At 49.6% G+C, this 15,957-nt stretch carries 15 protein-coding genes and 3 tRNA genes; 11 read left to right on the top strand and 7 right to left on the bottom strand.

Annotated features, from left to right (window positions below):
• Positions 1 to 114 precede the first annotated feature (114 nt).
• Positions 115 to 200: transfer RNA gene (locus tag VF575_02770), tRNA-Leu, on the bottom strand.
• Positions 180 to 854: a hypothetical protein gene (locus VF575_02765; protein HEX8182501.1), complete on the bottom strand. Its 675-nt coding sequence runs from the start codon at positions 852 to 854 to the stop codon at positions 180 to 182. Before VF575_02765 ends, VF575_02770 begins: the two co-directional genes overlap by 21 nt.
• Positions 855 to 941: 87 nt before the next feature.
• On the opposite strand from VF575_02765, the gene VF575_02760 reads away from it, so the two are divergent.
• A tRNA-Val gene (locus VF575_02760) sits at positions 942 to 1,018 on the top strand.
• Positions 1,019 to 1,938: 920 nt separating this feature from the next.
• On the top strand, positions 1,939 to 2,427 hold the full coding sequence (locus tag VF575_02755) for an Imm26 family immunity protein (protein ID HEX8182500.1): 489 nt from the start codon (positions 1,939 to 1,941) through the stop codon (positions 2,425 to 2,427).
• 110 nt (positions 2,428 to 2,537) lie between these two features.
• Here VF575_02755 and VF575_02750 read toward each other — a convergent pair whose 3' ends face one another.
• Both VF575_02750 and VF575_02745 read right to left on the bottom strand, forming a co-directional pair.
• Complete coding sequence (locus VF575_02750) at positions 2,538 to 2,978, bottom strand: hypothetical protein (protein HEX8182499.1); 441 nt, start codon at positions 2,976 to 2,978, stop codon at positions 2,538 to 2,540.
• Positions 2,979 to 3,244: 266 nt separating this feature from the next.
• Positions 3,245 to 4,501 (bottom strand): hypothetical protein, encoded by a 1,257-nt coding sequence (locus VF575_02745; protein ID HEX8182498.1) that lies wholly within the window; start codon positions 4,499 to 4,501, stop codon positions 3,245 to 3,247.
• Between the two features lie 141 nt (positions 4,502 to 4,642).
• On the opposite strand from VF575_02745, the gene VF575_02740 reads away from it, so the two are divergent.
• Genes VF575_02740 through ligA form a run of 4 tightly spaced genes read left to right on the top strand, consistent with a single transcriptional unit; the run spans position 4,643 to position 9,146 of the window.
• Positions 4,643 to 5,215: a LemA family protein gene (locus VF575_02740; GenBank protein ID HEX8182497.1), complete on the top strand. Its 573-nt coding sequence runs from the start codon at positions 4,643 to 4,645 to the stop codon at positions 5,213 to 5,215.
• Between the two features lie 39 nt (positions 5,216 to 5,254).
• The gene (gene htpX / locus VF575_02735; GenBank protein HEX8182496.1) at positions 5,255 to 6,139 is read left to right on the top strand and encodes a zinc metalloprotease HtpX; all 885 of its coding nucleotides are present in this window, start codon (positions 5,255 to 5,257) and stop codon (positions 6,137 to 6,139) included.
• A gap of 44 nt (positions 6,140 to 6,183) precedes the next feature.
• On the top strand, positions 6,184 to 7,119 hold the full coding sequence (locus tag VF575_02730; protein HEX8182495.1) for a hypothetical protein: 936 nt from the start codon (positions 6,184 to 6,186) through the stop codon (positions 7,117 to 7,119).
• Complete coding sequence (gene ligA, locus VF575_02725) at positions 7,116 to 9,146, top strand: NAD-dependent DNA ligase LigA (GenBank protein ID HEX8182494.1); 2,031 nt, start codon at positions 7,116 to 7,118, stop codon at positions 9,144 to 9,146. The genes VF575_02730 and ligA overlap by 4 nt, the downstream gene beginning before the upstream one ends.
• Before the next feature lie 327 nt (positions 9,147 to 9,473).
• On the opposite strand, the gene VF575_02720 is transcribed toward ligA, so the two are convergent.
• Positions 9,474 to 9,860 (bottom strand): hypothetical protein, encoded by a 387-nt coding sequence (locus tag VF575_02720; protein ID HEX8182493.1) that lies wholly within the window; start codon positions 9,858 to 9,860, stop codon positions 9,474 to 9,476.
• A gap of 178 nt (positions 9,861 to 10,038) precedes the next feature.
• On the opposite strand from VF575_02720, the gene VF575_02715 reads away from it, so the two are divergent.
• On the top strand, positions 10,039 to 10,719 hold the full coding sequence (locus VF575_02715) for a hypothetical protein (GenBank protein HEX8182492.1): 681 nt from the start codon (positions 10,039 to 10,041) through the stop codon (positions 10,717 to 10,719).
• A 108-nt stretch (positions 10,720 to 10,827) separates the two neighbouring features.
• Here the strand turns inward: VF575_02715 and VF575_02710 are convergent.
• Positions 10,828 to 10,904: transfer RNA gene (locus tag VF575_02710), tRNA-Ala, on the bottom strand.
• Between the two features lie 118 nt (positions 10,905 to 11,022).
• On the opposite strand from VF575_02710, the gene VF575_02705 reads away from it, so the two are divergent.
• From VF575_02705 to VF575_02695, 3 genes are all read left to right on the top strand, one after another.
• On the top strand, positions 11,023 to 11,907 hold the full coding sequence (locus tag VF575_02705; GenBank protein HEX8182491.1) for a hypothetical protein: 885 nt from the start codon (positions 11,023 to 11,025) through the stop codon (positions 11,905 to 11,907).
• A 77-nt stretch (positions 11,908 to 11,984) separates the two neighbouring features.
• Positions 11,985 to 13,028 carry a hypothetical protein gene (locus tag VF575_02700; GenBank protein ID HEX8182490.1) on the top strand — a complete coding sequence of 348 codons (1,044 nt, stop codon included), beginning with the start codon at positions 11,985 to 11,987 and terminating at the stop codon, positions 13,026 to 13,028.
• Between the two features lie 123 nt (positions 13,029 to 13,151).
• On the top strand, positions 13,152 to 13,448 hold the full coding sequence (locus VF575_02695) for a hypothetical protein (GenBank protein HEX8182489.1): 297 nt from the start codon (positions 13,152 to 13,154) through the stop codon (positions 13,446 to 13,448).
• A 152-nt stretch (positions 13,449 to 13,600) separates the two neighbouring features.
• On the opposite strand, the gene VF575_02690 is transcribed toward VF575_02695, so the two are convergent.
• Positions 13,601 to 13,873 carry a hypothetical protein gene (locus VF575_02690; protein HEX8182488.1) on the bottom strand — a complete coding sequence of 91 codons (273 nt, stop codon included), beginning with the start codon at positions 13,871 to 13,873 and terminating at the stop codon, positions 13,601 to 13,603.
• 272 nt (positions 13,874 to 14,145) lie between these two features.
• Between VF575_02690 and VF575_02685 the strand changes: the two genes are divergently transcribed.
• The gene (locus tag VF575_02685; protein HEX8182487.1) at positions 14,146 to 15,846 is read left to right on the top strand and encodes a Mur ligase family protein; all 1,701 of its coding nucleotides are present in this window, start codon (positions 14,146 to 14,148) and stop codon (positions 15,844 to 15,846) included.
• Positions 15,847 to 15,957: the final 111 nt, after the last annotated feature.

Genomic DNA, 15,957 nt, shown 5'->3' with positions numbered 1-15,957 from the left:
AGGCGTTCCGCAGGTTATTGACATAAGTAGTATCACAACCGATGTCAATAGCTCGTTTGGGTGCAGAAACTTCGGTAATAAAAAACCTTAGCCATGAAGCTAAGGTAAATTATGTGGTGCGCGAGAGAGGACTTGAACCTCCACGTCCTTGCGAACATTAACACCTCAAGCTAACGCGTCTACCATTCCGCCACTCGCGCGTTCCGTGCAATTATAGCAGCCTCATGTTGTTTTACAAAGTTGAGAAGCTTTAGTCGTTTACGCGACAGTGATACTGCTGTATCGGCATAGTACAGCGCAGACGCAAGCTTAATACTATCTTTCTTAGCGTACCTCAGCGTTTGCACGCCTGGCGACTGATGTACAGAGCCTTTTGTAACTCCGAAAAGCTCCACATTTTTATCACGTATAAATTGAATAAATTGCGGACTGGCCGAGGCGAATTCAGTATAAAACATTAAACTATTCGTCCAGCGTGGGTCCATGTAGCCGCGGACACAGCCGTCGCCGTCAAGGATGCCCCGTAAAAGATCACGATAAAATTCATCAGGCACGCTCACGCTGCTGATTGTCATGCTTTTCGCAGGCGTTAGACCAGCAGCCAGTAAAAAATCGTAAAAGGCGACATCGCTAAACTGTAGGTGGTAGGCAGGCGTAGAGCTAGCATTGGATTTGGATGCAACAGGTATATCTCGTCGCAATGCCGTACAAAAATTATTGAGTTGTTCGATGTCGGTTGACGTAAGGTCGATATGCCTGCCGTCCTTTGACAAACAGCCGTCACTGGCAATAAGCCCGACGCAGTACGCAGTATCTGCAGACCAGGTATATACTCGTTTTGGGGCATATCGCATGTACTTATATTATATAACTATATGCCGCTGTAATCTGTTGTGGTATACTCAATCTGGTAATTTAGTAGTAAGTAGTTTAATAGTTATGGGTGATTAGCTCAGTTGGCTAGAGCATCTCGTTTACACCGAGAGGGTCGGGGGTTCGAGTCCCTCATCACCCACCAAAAGTTCGACGTTCGAACCCCGGACACGGGTGAAGACGCCGTAGCGGCCTCCGCTACGGCGTCTTTTCATGTCTCCGACCATGTCGGGTGCTGGCGAGCTGCCGCTCCGGTGGTCCTGCCTATGCGGCAAGCAAAGCCGATCGTGGTGCAAACAACATCAGTGTCTGTCACTATGAGCTCAGCCAGCAGCTCGACGTGCCCCAGCATATCGCTATACTGAGACATTAATGTCGACATGCGAGACCAACTGGTCTAAAATGTACTGTAGAGTTACACATATGAAAAAAATATCCACCTCGTGTCCAGATCAGCAACCCGATCAAGGTCCCAATTGCGGACATGAGTTGAATCTACCATCTCCGGTATCTGTCGGTCGAATAGCGATAGGACAATCTGATAAGCTTCACGAGGAAGCCGCGAACCCATTTCTGCTTCCCGAGCGTGAGTTATTACGGTTGACCATAGAAGAACTCGACGAGCGGGTCAATCGCTATATCGATGATAGATTTAAACGTGAAGTCGGGTATCTAACCCGACGATCAACTGAGGACTAGTTTTTCATTCTAAGCGTATTGACCGCTATCTCGATACTACAACATTTGCGCGGCCGCCGTCTGTCGTGTTTACAGTGCATATCGATCGAATACGTACCACAGATCAGTGGCGACATAAAAATAAAGATTATCGCAGTCAAGGTCCATGCATCTGAGTGAAGCCCACGGAAATGCCTCACAGCCAGCACTGGTAGAACCAATACATCAGCCATAAGTATTAGATCCCAAGAGTCCCCGCTTTTTGAACAAGATTAACAGCATCTCTCCCAAGAACTATTACGATGATGCTGTCGAGTGGGGTAAGGCATGGCTGAAGACACACAATGTCACATACCCGTGACATGAGCGATCTGGTAAAATGATCTTATGAGTGAAGACGAAGGCCCCGTTCTCGATAAGCTAACGGGACGGCAAAAGCGACCCGCTACCGGTGACGTATTCCGTGTTCGCTTCGCCGACAGTCCGTATTACTTCGGATTGGTCGTCGATGGCAACATGGCCGTTGGCCCGATGGCTCCCGGCAGCATCCTCGTGACAATTTTCTCAGGTGGTTCGGAGTCGGGGGAGATCGAAGACTTCGACGAGTTGGTGCAGCGTCCGCTATTCATGCCGCCTGCAATCGTCAATCAGCGGCCTTGGACGCTGGGCTATGCCGAAAGAGTTGGGGCTGTCGAGCAATTCCCGAGGCGCGACTATTTCTTCTGGCGGCCCTCTCTTCGCCAACACTATAATCAGCATGGCGACGCGGTGTCCCCACCACAAGATGATTCTGAGGTCGGCATCTGGGGCCTGGGAAATGAGCAGACGTTATCGGCAAAGATGGATCTCGCCCTGACGCGGGGCAAGCCCCAGTGAGCTGGGGGAATGCAGACTCCGACGAGCGTTCACGGCTGGCTACTTCTTGAGTTTTACCGCTGCAGAGACACGCATGGACATCCGACGGGGTACCCCTCAAGCTAGAGGTCTCAAAACCCCTCTACTCGGCGCTCATAAGGTGCCCGAAGTCGCACTCCGGCCTTGAGCAAAACCTGTCGGACAGTCTCACCATCACAGTCATAACGTGCTCCGATACGGGCGCATGACAAGCCTTGCGCGTACAGCGCAGCCACAACAGATGCCTCGTCAGCTGGGATGCCTTGGCGACGCATGTGCACGTCGGCACGTCGCAAGTGTTCGGTCACAGTCGTGCGGTGCAACTTCCAGCTGACTGCAAGCTGCTGCATGGTGGCGCCGACCATGTAGTCAGCAACCAGCTCAGCCGCCTCCAGCTCGGTGAGCCGTCGCTGCGGCTGACTTACTACCGCCGCGCCAGCACGTCGCAGAGACGCTCTCGGCCCGTCCAGTAACGCAAAGACACGAGCGATCACGGTACGTTGCCTCGAACTCGTCCCCGTTAGGGCCACCATGAAAAGAGTCGGTCATCTGACCGGCTTTTTTCATGCATGTATGACGGGCTAGGGCTCACGACGCCAAGGGGAGGGGTGAGAATTGCCAGTGGCAATTCGCAAGGCAATCTTCCGGCAAAAGCTATGCTTTTGACAGTGAAGTTGCGGGCCTGCCGTAGGTAGGTCGAGTCCCTCATCACCCACCAAAATAAAAAGGTTCCGCAAGGAGCCTTTTTATTTTGGTGTTAGAACTACGAATGATACATAAGGCTAATGCTATTACCGATTTACAGCGGATGGCTCAATCGCCACCACGCATTTGGACCAGAAATTGCATTTGTCAGCTGCAGTTCACTGCTTTGGGCGGTGCCGTTAAACTTGAGGTCAAGTGAGCCGACAGAACTGCCGGCAGGTGCTGGGGTGGACAATTTGCTCTTGGTAACTTTGGGTGCGATGGTCGTGCCAGTCCAGGCGACAGCGCTGATTTCGCGGACTGCTCGAATGTTTGAGGTTGCACCCCACGGCGTCGTGACGCTGCCGACAGTCTGACCACTGCGAACTGCGCGCATGACTTGGAACTGGGACGGTGCGGATTGTATCAAGGGCAGTGATGCGCGCATGGCGGTCTCGCGGTCCGGAGCTTTCATGACTGCGGTAATGACAGTAATTTTTTTGGTACCAATTATCACATCGGCGGCAGATAAGTAGCAGCCGCCGGCTTCGTCGGTATTGCCGGTTTTGATACCGCGGATGCCGGACTGCCCAAGCAAAGAATTTACATTGCGGATCGTGCCATAATCAGGAAAAGTAGCAGTTTTTTGATTGAAAATTTCAGCCATAACGGGATTATCAAGGGCAGCATCACCCAGGCGTACTAAGTCGGACGCCGTGCTGACGGTAGTCGGCGCAAAGCCGCTGGCATCGGTCACTGTCGTGCTAGTCATACCGACCTTTTTGACGTAGTCATTAGCATACGTATTGTAGGCCGCTATACTGCCAAAAGCCCATTCGGCAAGCGTGTCGGCGATGTTGTTGGCTGAGGGCAACATTAGGGCCTGCAACGCCTGGTACTGCGTGATTGTTTGGCCGGCAAACACCGGTACAACTGAGCCGTCTTTGGCAATATATTGATTATAAAGATCAACGTCATGCTGCGTCAGGATGATGTTCGGGCCTTGCTGGCCGGGGCTGAGCGGCTTTTTGTCGAGAATAACCAGTCCGGTAATTGTTTTGGTAACGCTCGCCATTGGAGTGGGCGTTTCAGTATTGTCCGAGGATTTGTGCGCCAGCACGCCGTAGCCATCAGCTCCAAACGCAACTTGTTGACCCGGCGTGAGTGCTGGCCAAGGGACATTAACCTTCACAAGTGCTGGCAACACAGGCGGCGATATGACAACTTGCGGACCAGGCACGGGTCGTAGCAGCGCAAATGCGCAATAGGCGGCAACTAGGGATGCGATTGCAGCAAAGATATACAGCAGTTTTCTCGATCGGCGTTGAGCTGCTTGTTGTGGTAGCGGGCGGGCATTATATGTTCGATACATCTTATGTCTATGATACCTTATCCACGCAGAATATATTTCTGGCGATTGGCTGAGAATGTACAACAATCAGGGCCGTAAACAGTAGTGATACTAGTAGTTTCGGTGTATAATTAAGTAAACAGTTTAAAGGAGTACATATCCATGGGTCCGATTACATTCATTATTGTCGCAGTCGTCGTGGTCATCATAATCATCGCGCTTGTCGTAATCTATAACAAGCTTGTCCGTCTCAACGTTCGGTCGGAAGAAGCCTGGAGTGACATCACCGTTCAGTTAAAACGGCGTTACGATCTGATACCTAATCTTATAAATACGGTCAAAGGCTACGCACAGCACGAAAGTGGTGTTTTCGAGAGAGTCACCGCTGCTCGCTCTAATGCTTTGAACGCCCAAGGTGTCGCCGAAACCGCTGCTGCCGAAGGTGAGTTTACGAAGACACTGAAAAGCCTGTTCGCCGTTTCCGAAGCCTATCCTGACCTGAAGGCCAGCCAGAACTTCCAGCAGTTGCAGGCTGAACTGGTCGATACCGAAGACAAGATCCAGGCATCACGCCGCTTCTACAACGGTGTTGTGCGCGACTTTAACACTTCGAGAACTGTTTTCCCCGTCAATTTCCTGGCTGGTATCTTTGGATTTAAAAAAGATAAAGTATTCTTCGAACTCGATGAGGCACAAACTGCCGCAGTCCAAAGTCCAGTTGAAGTCAAATTCTAATAACGTGTTTTTTAGCTCGCAGGGAGGCGAGAAGCTGTCATGTATAGCGAAATTGCACGCAATAAGCAAAAAACTTGGGTGATTATGGCCTTTTTCATCGCATTCGTTGCACTGATTGGATATTTGCTCACGTTATTTATGGGCTATCCGCCATATATGACTATCGGTGTTTTGATCGGTGCCGCTATCTATACGCTAGTCATGTATTACTCCGGCAGCAAACTGAGTTTGGCTGTCAACGGGGCCAAGGAGATCCAGAAAAGTGACAATCCACGCCTGTGGCGGATCGTCGAAAACCTGGCAATCACCGAAGGCCTGCCAATGCCGAAAGTGTATATCATGGAAGATCCAGCACCGAACGCATTTGCCACCGGCCGGGATCCAGCTCATGCTGCCGTCTGCGCAACGACGGGTATTTTAGAAATTATGGACGACAACGAGCTCGAAGGTGTCTTCGCTCACGAAATGGGGCATGTCAAGAATTATGACATCCGTGTCTCGATGATAGCTTTCGCGCTGGCCGGTGTGATATCGCTGATTGCTGACATTATGCTGCACATGACGTTTTTCAGAAGCAACGATGATGAGGGTGGCAACAACAATCCAGTATTTTTTGTCTTGGCAATCGTTGGCGCAATCCTGGCGCCGCTCATCGCAACCTTGATTCAACTGGCAATCACTCGGCGCCGTGAGTATCTGGCCGACGCCACCGGTGCGCTGGCGACCCGCTATCCAGAAGGTCTGGCCAGTGCACTCGAAAAGATCGGCAGCTACGGTAGTGTAACCCGTAAGCAAAACTCTGCTACTGCTCATTTGTTTTTCGCTAATCCGTTGAAATCTGGCGGCATTAGTAATTTGTTCAGTACGCACCCACCAATCGAAGAGCGCGTTCGCCGTTTGCGCGAAATGAATACGCACGCTTAAATAAAGATTGTAGCGTCTCAATATATTGTAACTAGTCAACAACTATGCCGAAATCAACAACACCCAAACAAAAACTATCAAAGCCGACGTCATCTAAAATAATGCCATCGAAGCCGGCATCGTCTCAGTCAAAGCCAGCTAAACCTCCCGTCCGACTGCCGCCAGCTTGGCGGATTGCCCGTAGTGCAGCCATGCGTCTCCGTGACAATTGGAAGTTGTTTCTCGGCATCGCTGCAGTCTATCTCGTGTTGTCGCTCGTGCTCGTCAAGGGATTCAGCATTTCGGCAGACTCGCTCGATTTGAAGACGATACTGAACGGCGACGCCAAGTCGCTCACAGGCGGCTTGCTTGTCTTTACGCTTCTAACCGTCAATGCCGGCAGTAGTTCTACCCAAGTAGCAGGCCTCTACCAGACATTTTTGATACTGATCATGAGCTTGGCTGTCATTTGGGCACTGCGACATGTCTTCAACAGTCCGGTGCAGGTTCGAGTCCGGGATGCGTTTTACCAAGGTATGTATCCATTGATTCCAGTGCTCCTTGTAATATTAACTATTGGTTTGCAGTTACTACCTATGGTTATCGGTGCCGCGCTCTACAGTATTGTCGTTAGTCAGGGTATTGCCGCGCATCCGATTGAGGAGATTTTATTCGCGGTGCTCGGCTTGCTGCTGACGGCTTGGAGTTTTCGTATGATTATCTCCTCTATCTTCGCTGTGTATATCGCGGCGCTGCCGGATATGACGCCGATGAAGGCGCTTCGTTCGGCGAAAGATTTGGTGCGAACTCGGCGCTGGACGATACTGCGGAAGCTACTATTTCTGCCATTTTGTCTGCTGCTGATAGCTTTGCTGATTATGCTGCCAGTTATTATGCTGGTGACACCACTGGCACAATGGACATTCTTTGTCCTGACGATTGCCGCTCTGCCTGCTGTCCACGCGTACCTATACACGCTGTACCGGGAGCTGTTGAAATGACCGCACCACTTGATAAATCTGCTGCCACTGAACGCATTGAAAAACTACGAGCAGTCATAAATGATTACCGCTATCATTACCATGTGCTCGATGAGTCGATTATGAGTGAAGCCGCGGCTGACAGTCTCAAGCATGAGCTGAGCCAACTGGAGGCACAATATCCCGACCTGATAACATCAGATTCACCGACACAGCGCGTAGCCGGTGCGCCATCGCCGGAGTTTACGTCTGTCGCGCATAGTCAACGCATGCTAAGTCTCAATGATGTCTTTGACGAAGCTGAGGTTCGAGCCTGGGCGGATCGAATCACGAAACTGGCGCCGGCAGACAGCAAGATCGAGTACTTTGCGGATATCAAAATGGATGGACTAGCCTGCGCGCTGCACTACCAGGACGGCGTGCTGGTTCGTGGCATTACCCGCGGTGATGGCTTCGTCGGCGAGGATGTAACGGCTAATATCCGGACGATCGATTCGATCCCACTCAGGCTACGTGCCTCGCAGGAGTATGGCCAGCTGCTCACTGGACCTACTGAAGTCCGCGGCGAAATCGTTATGTATAAACAAGATTTTGAAGCCTTGAATGCTGCACGGGCCGAGCAGGGCAAGCCGCTGTTTGCTAATCCCCGCAATACCGCGGCTGGTACCATCCGTCAGCTCAATCCCGAGCTAGTTGCTAGCCGGCCGCTCTATTTCCGGGCCTATGACCTGCGCCGTCCAGAAGCTACAGACATACCGACGCACAAATATGCGTATACTGCGCTGCGCGGTCTCGGTTTCCTGGCCAATGCGGACGCGCCCGTGCTGCAAACGGTGACAGACATTATGAATTTTGCGCAGACTTGGGAAACGAAGCGCCAAGAATTGCCGTTTAACACCGATGGTCTGGTCGTCAAGGTCAATGACCGGTTGCTATACGATCGTCTCGGTGTCGTTGGCAAAGCGCCACGAGCAGCTGTCGCCTACAAATATGCCGCCGAGCAAGCCACAACGAAGGTGAAAGACATCTTTATTTCCATCGGCCGCACTGGCGCAGCCACGCCAGTCGCCATGCTGGAGCCGGTTGTCATTGCTGGCAGTACGGTGCAGATGGCGACGCTGCATAACGAAGCCGAAGTCCTGCGCAAGGATATCCGAGTTGGCGATACCGTCATCGTTCACAAAGCCGGCGACATTATTCCCGAAGTTGTCGAACCGCTGGTTACACTGCGGGATGGTTCAGAACTACTGTTTCAAATGCCGACGGTTTGCCCGGAATGTAGTACTAAGCTAGTCAAGCTCAAAGAAAAGGACGCCGCTTGGCGCTGTCCGAACGAAGCCTGTCCGTCGCGGTCCTGGAAGCGCATCGAGCATTTTGCCAGCAAGGCTGCCCTGGATATCGAAGGTCTTGGTGAAAAGAATGTTATCGCTCTGCTCGGCGCTGGTCTTATCAAAGATCCGGCGGATATCTTTACTTTGACGCAGGAGCAAGTGGTGCAGCTGGACCGCTTTGCCGAAATATCTGCTACGAAGCTCGTCAAGGCTATCCAAGCCAAGAAAACGCCGGTGCTGGCGCGCTTTATATACGGATTAGGCATTCGGCACGTCGGCGTGCAGACGGCGATTGACCTGGCAAATCATTTCCGAACGCTTGATGGATTAGCTGCTGCGAAGATTGATGAACTCAGTCTAGTGGACGGCATTGGCGAAGTCGTTGCCGAATCATTGGTTGAGTGGTTTGCGGAGCCAGGTAATCAGCAGTTACTTGAAAAGTTTAAAACCTACGGCGTACAGCCGCAAGACGTCAAGCAAGTTGGCGGCAAACTCAGCGGCCAGAATTTTGTTGTCACCGGCAGTCTGGATAGCATGAGCCGCGACCAAGCGGCCGAGAAAATCCGGGCGCTCGGCGGCGTTTTCCAGTCCAGCGTTGGTAAAGATACTGATTATCTGGTCGTCGGCGGCAACGTCGGTGCCAGTAAGCTCAAAAAAGCCGAAAAATTCGGCACTACGAAATTGACCGAGGCAGAGCTGATTGAAATTCTTGGGTAGCTGCGTCTCAAAACCTACCCATGAGCCTCGTCAACCTGTCCGCCCCTAAAATTTTTTATCTTTAGAGATAAAACAATTTTGGGGCCGCTCCGCAGGTTGCCACTCAAGGTGTAGCATTTGCGTCGCAGCTTAGAGCTACTTGACATTTTATAGCAGTGCGTTATGCTTAAGGTAATTCGTGCGCTAGCTACCGCGGCGCGTGAAACAAACATTTCACCTAAAAATAAAATGCTCTCATCCGCCGCGCGGGTGGGCGCGCACGAACATAAAACACCGGCGAATGCCGGTGTTTTATGTATTGCAAAACTAGGCCTGTGCCCGCATTTCTTAGACCCGCGTCAATTCCCAGCGGCCCTCATAGACGTCCGGCTGTTGCCGCACTAAGTCACGGCCCACACCGACCCATTTACCGCGCATCCGCTGCCCGTCATTATCGATAAGTAATTGTACAACCCCGCTGTAAATCATGCCGGCAAATTCGCCGCTTGGTGATGTGTTCTCAGTCCAGCTGCCGCTGGCGTAGACGCCGTCGATGATCAGGCGGATCAAAATGTATGAATCAGTCGCGTTCGGAATGCTTTGCAAGATGAGCTGATTGCCAGTCTGTTCAGCATGAACTTCATATTCGCTGACTTCTTCCTCGCCAGGGTGCGCGTTACTTGGATACCAGTAACGACAGTTCCAAATCCCAGATACATCATCTTGCTGAGTCATAGTCTCACTCCAAATTTATACTGCTATTCTAGCACGCTAATTCATAGCATTGCTGTGATAAAAAGACGTGTTAACTTTTACTCACACTAAAGTAGATATCCAAAAAGTATTAATTAAAGTGCCGTATAATTGTAAAAAATTTCTATGAAAGTTAAAACATCATGTTAGCATAAGCATAATGACTGCTGAGATAAAAAAGCCTAAAATTACTTCAACACATACAAAGACGAAGGAATTAAGTTCATATCGTAAACGTGGTAGCATTTCTCGAAGAATTATTTATGTAGTACTTGTTAGCCTTCTGTTATTAGTCGTGTCTGTAGTAGTAACTAATAGAATCAAAAATACTATCGAGTTAAATAATTTTGAAGAAACGTTTAACTATACAAGCAAGGTAAGCGCTGCGATAGAACAAGAGCTTGGCAGTCCGTTGTCCTCAGAATCTATCCGTGGATGTAGCGCACCTCATCAAAAATTGAAAGCCGGACCATTAAGTTGCCATGTTGGACGTGCCCTTATATACGATGCAAGCAGTCCGCAAGCGGTAGAGATGATGACGAACAGGGTGCACGATTCACTTGCTCAAAGAAAAGATCTTATCGGTGATAAGCTTTCTACTGATCCCGGTTTGTTCTATTCGGAAACACCAAAAACCCAGGACGTAAAAGTTGTCAGCGATACGTTCGCAGGCTCAACTACTAACATGCGTATCTGTTTTATTGTCTACTACTATTATAGCTCTTTAAACGGAGCGCCTCCGAACAGAATAGCTTCTTCAAAATCCGCATATAACTTACAGGTTTCAGTCGAATGTCAAGGTCCGGCGCGCAGTCAGTATTACCCGAGGAGTGATATATAAGTCTAATAAAAGGCAAGCAGGGTCACTGTTAGTAAACATTTGCTTTTAGTAACAAATAATTCTCAAAAGCATACGATACTGTATAACAGCGCTAAAAGTGTCGTTCGTTGGTGGAGATACAGGGACTCAAACCCTGGACCTCTGCCCTGCCAGGGCAGCGCTCTAATCAACTGAGCTATATCCCCATGTGGTGGCAATGTTGCCGTGTAACAGGGTGATTATATCATAGGTACATCAATCGGCGGAACAATACAGTAAATTAGCGGCCCGATCAATGCATGAGTATTTTGGTATAATCAGGATATGCGTGTATTTAGCCGGCGTGCCCGGATATTATTTGGATTACTTTTTCTCATTGCTGTAGTTACTGCCGGAGTCACCTTGGTTGGTTCACGTTCGCGGCCGCCGAGCGATCCATCAGAATTGTTTTATCAGGCGCTGCAGCAAAACCTGGAGGACAAAGGCCTGACGTGTACGATTACGGAAACAGTCGGTACGACCACGTCCCGCCAGTCTATAGCGCTTGATCTGGCGAGCAAACAGCAGGCACGTTCGACACTACGGGCGGCTGCACCATCACGCTCAGTCGAGCTGGAAGAGATTGTCGTACCGAGCGGCAACTTCATTCGGTATACCAACATCACCTCAACAGACAAAAATGCCGCCGGCAAAACTCCCGACTTCCAAAAGGTGCTTAATGTCTGGGGCAAAGTCGATACCAGCAAGCAAGCGGCAACTTTATTTGGTCAAACGGCACTTGGCAACTGCATCGTTCCGCTGGCGCATCTTACTACCAAGCAAGCTCGTGACCTAACAGCTGAGCTGCAGAAAAACACGGTGTTCAAAACAAATATGTCAGCGAGTACCGTGCAAAAAACAGATACGACATCATACAGAATCTACCAGATTGCAGTACAGCCACGCCCCTATATCGATTTTATGAAACGTGTCGCCAAGGCATATGGCCTAAAAGACCTTGATACAGTTAGCGCAGCCAGCTTTGATACCAAAAAAGCTGAAAACATGAAATTTTACGTTGATACGTCTTCGGGACGACTGGCAAAGATTGAGTATGCAGCCAAGTCGCGCAGCGTCGTATTTTCAGACTACGGCGTTGTGTCAGAAGTGGCTGCTCCGAGCAAATATATAGCAGCGAATGAATTACAAAAAAGTTTGATCGGACAGTAAGCGAACGGCTGGGGGTGTAGGTGCTTGCGTATGCGTTAAGTTTTATATAGTATGAGGTGATTAATTTAGGAGATCGTATGGCATCAGAATCTTTTCCGGACTTTCCGACGTACGAATTAGCACCGAAAATGACAAGCTGGACTGACGACTCAGGTAGAGGGGCTCATGTACAGATTGATGTTGGGCATAGTACGAGAGATGCAGTCCAATGGGTTCAAGAATATGCCGCTGGAAGAAAAGAGTTTAGAGATACGCATATCGAACATGCCCGGAGTTCTATTGCCGCGGCTGACCCAGCAGGAGCGATAGTATGCAGCCGGCTGGCGGTGGAAATTCCTTCACGGGGCAGAAGTTTTATATTTGATCAAAATGTCGTCATACGGGCAATGGGAATGGAATTTTCTGATGCAGAGCCAATACCAACAGGACAAAATAGAATAGATCGAGCAATACAAGTTGACCGTAGGCGCGACAAAGTTCAGAGTGATGCAATGCAGCAAGCATTCGGCACGCCATACGAGCTGATAACTGATCTGGAAGAGATTGCCTCTGTCGGTCGCGAAGAAATCAAGGGGCGTGAAATTAAAGCTTTTACTGATGCGGTCACTACATTTGATACGAGAGGAGAATTGTTTTCTGCGGGTGTCGGTGCGCTCGAACTCGGCGTATCGTATGAAGAACAAGTCAATGCTACGGAGGCGATCGAAGCTTATAAAACAGCGACTGAGTTATTAAGACAGCATTCCATTGACGTTACCAATAGGGACAATCCCGTCAGACATAGAGCAGAAGTAGATGAACTTAAAGATCGTATAGTTGATAGCTTAGGATCAGTCGTACGATTGTACACGGACTTAGGCAGGGCGAAAGGCGCTGACAAAGAAACCGTCAAAACAGCTGTATATGGGCTTGATGACTTAGGGGCATCTCGTGAAACTGTACAACAAGGATACGAATTTTTGGCATCACTTTCGCATTTCGGCGAAAAGCGCTTTTACGTGAAAGAGGCAGCTGCAATTGCAGGCGAATTAGCAGTTGATAAGTTTTTTGATGAGAATCCGACAAGCGTTTGGATGGGTGCACCTGCGCCTCGCCGGGATCGACGGCAACTTCGTCCCTGATAATGAGCGGTCTTCATATTCGTTAATTCATTTTTCATAAAGTAACTCTTACAACCCATTCTATTGTATTAATATGCGTGTGTCGCAAGTCGATGTATACTGAGGTCAAACGAAGGAGTTTGTATGTCCCATGAGCAAAGTACTCAAGCAGCAGAACTAATGCCGCAGCAGGCTTTCAGGCAGGTCGTATCTCGAAAAATTAATGAGCTGGGCGATCAAAATCATCCTGAAACTGTCTTCGATCGGTATGCCCCACAAATAGGAGTTATAGCTCTAGAAATGCCATTCAACTACCTAGAAGAACACGACGGACGACTCCGCTTCGACGAGATTCATGCGGAGTTCGTAGAAAGAATGGCAGCGATCGCGCGCTCAGAACGGTCTGCGCTCGACAAAGCGATAACAACGCGTATATGTTAGAGATATGCATTATAGTTTTTGAACTAGGAACGTCGAAATAGTAACATTGGACAGGACGATTTAACTCTCGGTAGCTGTACGACCAGCAATCATAGACTGTCTAGCCATGTTTTATATGTATATTTCAAACTTTGGATTATCATTGATAGGAATTAATCGGTTCGAAGTAGCTTAATTTTCGTACGAAAGAGGTTGAGGTTGGTCAAGATAGTTTTTATGTCATCCACGACTTGTGCGATGCGCCTTTCATAGATTGGCACAGAGACAGCCGCAATGATACTGGAAAAAGGATTAGTAGCTATATGTCTTCGAGCTATAGCTTCACCTCGCTTTTTGGAAAGACGATCATATTCACCCCGCTTTCCATTCAATAACGTCTGGTTCATCCAGCAATCTTCGCTTTCACCTTCAATATATTCTGCCACAATAATTTCTCCTTAATTTAAATTTATTATCTTCTTTTCCGAGTGGAATGCAAGGCTTCGTATACCCATCTGACTGAATTTCTAGGGGTTGTTTGGTTGAATCACCACTAACCGCGACGTTGACATTCTAAAAATCAATACGCTACGTGTTTTTAATAATATAAATTACTGAAGAATACTGACATGCTATGATTTTTCGTAAGGTACAATTTTGTTTTGTGCGATTGCGGCATAGTATTCGTAAGCACTTTCGATATAATGATTGGTAACGTATGAAGCAATTTAATCAATTTGTCCGGTCCGCCAGTGCGCTGTATGCACCTGGTTATCTGAGTAGCCTCGTTTGGCTGCTTGAATCTACAAGATACAGCATCCACTTGTATTTAGCACGGTTTTGGTCAACACAGGACTTTTCGACACTGACAGGCAAGCGTCCGACGCCGACAAGTCGAAACCGTGCGCTGGTTATGTTTGTGATGCTCGGCAGTCTGCTGCAAACGATGCTCGGCCTGGCACTGCTTGTCTATGCACTGCAGCGTGATATGCCAGAAGCGACGTGGTTTGGGCTGGCATTGGTTGTCTCGTCGCCAATTGTCTGGGCGCACGCTCTGGCTCTGTTCTACGCTGCTTACAAACTGCTGTGGTCTGTTCTGCATCCTAAAACGACCGGCCGGGCAATTGTTTGTAAGATTCTCGAAAAGCAAGTTGTCCAACTGCGCGCCAAGCATCAGTTTACGATGATCGCCGTTGCTGGCAGTATCGGTAAGACGTCAACCAAGCTGGCGATAGCTCATACACTGGAGCCGTCACGCCGGGTGATATATCAAACTGGCAATTACAACGATCGGGTGACAGTACCGCTGGTACTGTTCGGCCAAAAATTGCCGAATCTATTCAATCTGGTCGCATGGATAAAGATATTTATGGCCAATGAACGCGCCATCAAACGGCCGCATTATTACGACGTCGCGGTGGTCGAACTGGGCACAGACCATCCGGGTGATATGAAGCACTTTGCGTACCTGAAGCCTGATATTACGATTGTGACTGCAATTACCCCTGAACATATGGAATATTTTGGGACGCTGGATGCCGTGGCTGCAGAAGAGTTGACCGTATGCGATTACTCCAAAACGGTGCTTATCAATGCCGACGACACACCGCTGCAATACGTATCTGACAAAAACATGCAAACTTATGGAACCGAGCAGACCTGTGATTATCAAGCCAGCAATTACAATCCGGACGGCCTGCGTGGCGGCAAGGTAACACTACGGCTTCAATCCGGAGTAACGCTCGAACCGCAGGTCGCCATACTTGGCGCACAGGGTGTCAAAATCGTGCTGGCAGCGGCAGCGGCAGCGCAGCTTGCCGGACTGCCGGGAGATGAGATTGCCCGTGGCCTAGCTGAAGTCAAACCGTTCGCCGGCCGGATGCAAATTCTCCGTGGTATCCGCGGCAGTACGATTATTGACGATACCTACAATGCCAGTCCGGTCGCCGTGACGGCAGGACTCGACGTACTCTATGCGACGCCAGCGCCGCAACGCATCGCGGTGCTCGGTACAATGAATGAGCTTGGAGATTATAGCGAAGCCGCGCATGTCGAAGTCGGCAAATACTGCGACGCTAGCAAGCTCGACCTCGTTGTCACTATTGGCGACAATGCTGCAAAGTACTTGGCTCCCGCGGCCCGAGCTCATGGATGCCATGTCAAAACTTTTAGCAGTCCGTACGAAGCTGGCTTGTATATCCGGGAGCATGTCCAGCACGGTGCCGTTGTACTGGCCGAAGGCTCCCAAAATCGCGTCTTCGCCGAAGAATCGCTCAAACTTCTCCTCGCAGATCCGGCAGATGCCAAAAAACTGGTGCGGCAATCAGCGTACTGGATGCGGGTTAAGGCAAAGCAGTTCGGACCGGTACCGCACGTCACCGAAGTCGAATCGACGACGCCACCACCAGTATTGTCGTGAACTCGGTGCATGTCAGTAGTCGGAGTTAAATCATAACATTGCTTTATTTGAAGACAGGCGTTCTGGTATGCTGTCTATGTAACAGATAAGTGCGAGACACCGTAGAAAGGA

The sequence above is a fragment of the Candidatus Saccharimonadales bacterium genome (assembly GCA_036388415.1).
Lineage (GTDB): Bacteria > Patescibacteriota > Saccharimonadia > Saccharimonadales > UBA4665 > UBA4665.
The sequence above is the reverse complement of the archived record's forward strand: the minus strand, read 5'-3'. Positions and strand labels throughout refer to the sequence as shown.

What these genes read in the sequence shown, in the direction of transcription:
- htpX (HEX8182496.1), top strand. Translation starts at nt 5,255, where the DNA reads ATGTATAGCGAAATTGCACGCAATAAGCAAAAAACTTGGGTGATTATG.
- VF575_02705 (HEX8182491.1), top strand. Translation starts at nt 11,023, where the DNA reads ATGCGTGTATTTAGCCGGCGTGCCCGGATATTATTTGGATTACTTTTT.
- VF575_02750 (HEX8182499.1), bottom strand. Translation starts at nt 2,978, where the DNA reads ATGGTGGCCCTAACGGGGACGAGTTCGAGGCAACGTACCGTGATCGCT.
- VF575_02745 (HEX8182498.1), bottom strand. Translation starts at nt 4,501, where the DNA reads ATGTATCGAACATATAATGCCCGCCCGCTACCACAACAAGCAGCTCAA.
- VF575_02720 (HEX8182493.1), bottom strand. Translation starts at nt 9,860, where the DNA reads ATGACTCAGCAAGATGATGTATCTGGGATTTGGAACTGTCGTTACTGG.
- VF575_02755 (HEX8182500.1), top strand. Translation starts at nt 1,939, where the DNA reads ATGAGTGAAGACGAAGGCCCCGTTCTCGATAAGCTAACGGGACGGCAA.
- VF575_02685 (HEX8182487.1), top strand. Translation starts at nt 14,146, where the DNA reads ATGAAGCAATTTAATCAATTTGTCCGGTCCGCCAGTGCGCTGTATGCA.
- VF575_02740 (HEX8182497.1), top strand. Translation starts at nt 4,643, where the DNA reads ATGGGTCCGATTACATTCATTATTGTCGCAGTCGTCGTGGTCATCATA.
- ligA (HEX8182494.1), top strand. Translation starts at nt 7,116, where the DNA reads ATGACCGCACCACTTGATAAATCTGCTGCCACTGAACGCATTGAAAAA.
- VF575_02765 (HEX8182501.1), bottom strand. Translation starts at nt 854, where the DNA reads ATGCGATATGCCCCAAAACGAGTATATACCTGGTCTGCAGATACTGCG.
- VF575_02730 (HEX8182495.1), top strand. Translation starts at nt 6,184, where the DNA reads ATGCCGAAATCAACAACACCCAAACAAAAACTATCAAAGCCGACGTCA.
- VF575_02695 (HEX8182489.1), top strand. Translation starts at nt 13,152, where the DNA reads ATGTCCCATGAGCAAAGTACTCAAGCAGCAGAACTAATGCCGCAGCAG.
- VF575_02700 (HEX8182490.1), top strand. Translation starts at nt 11,985, where the DNA reads ATGGCATCAGAATCTTTTCCGGACTTTCCGACGTACGAATTAGCACCG.
- VF575_02715 (HEX8182492.1), top strand. Translation starts at nt 10,039, where the DNA reads ATGACTGCTGAGATAAAAAAGCCTAAAATTACTTCAACACATACAAAG.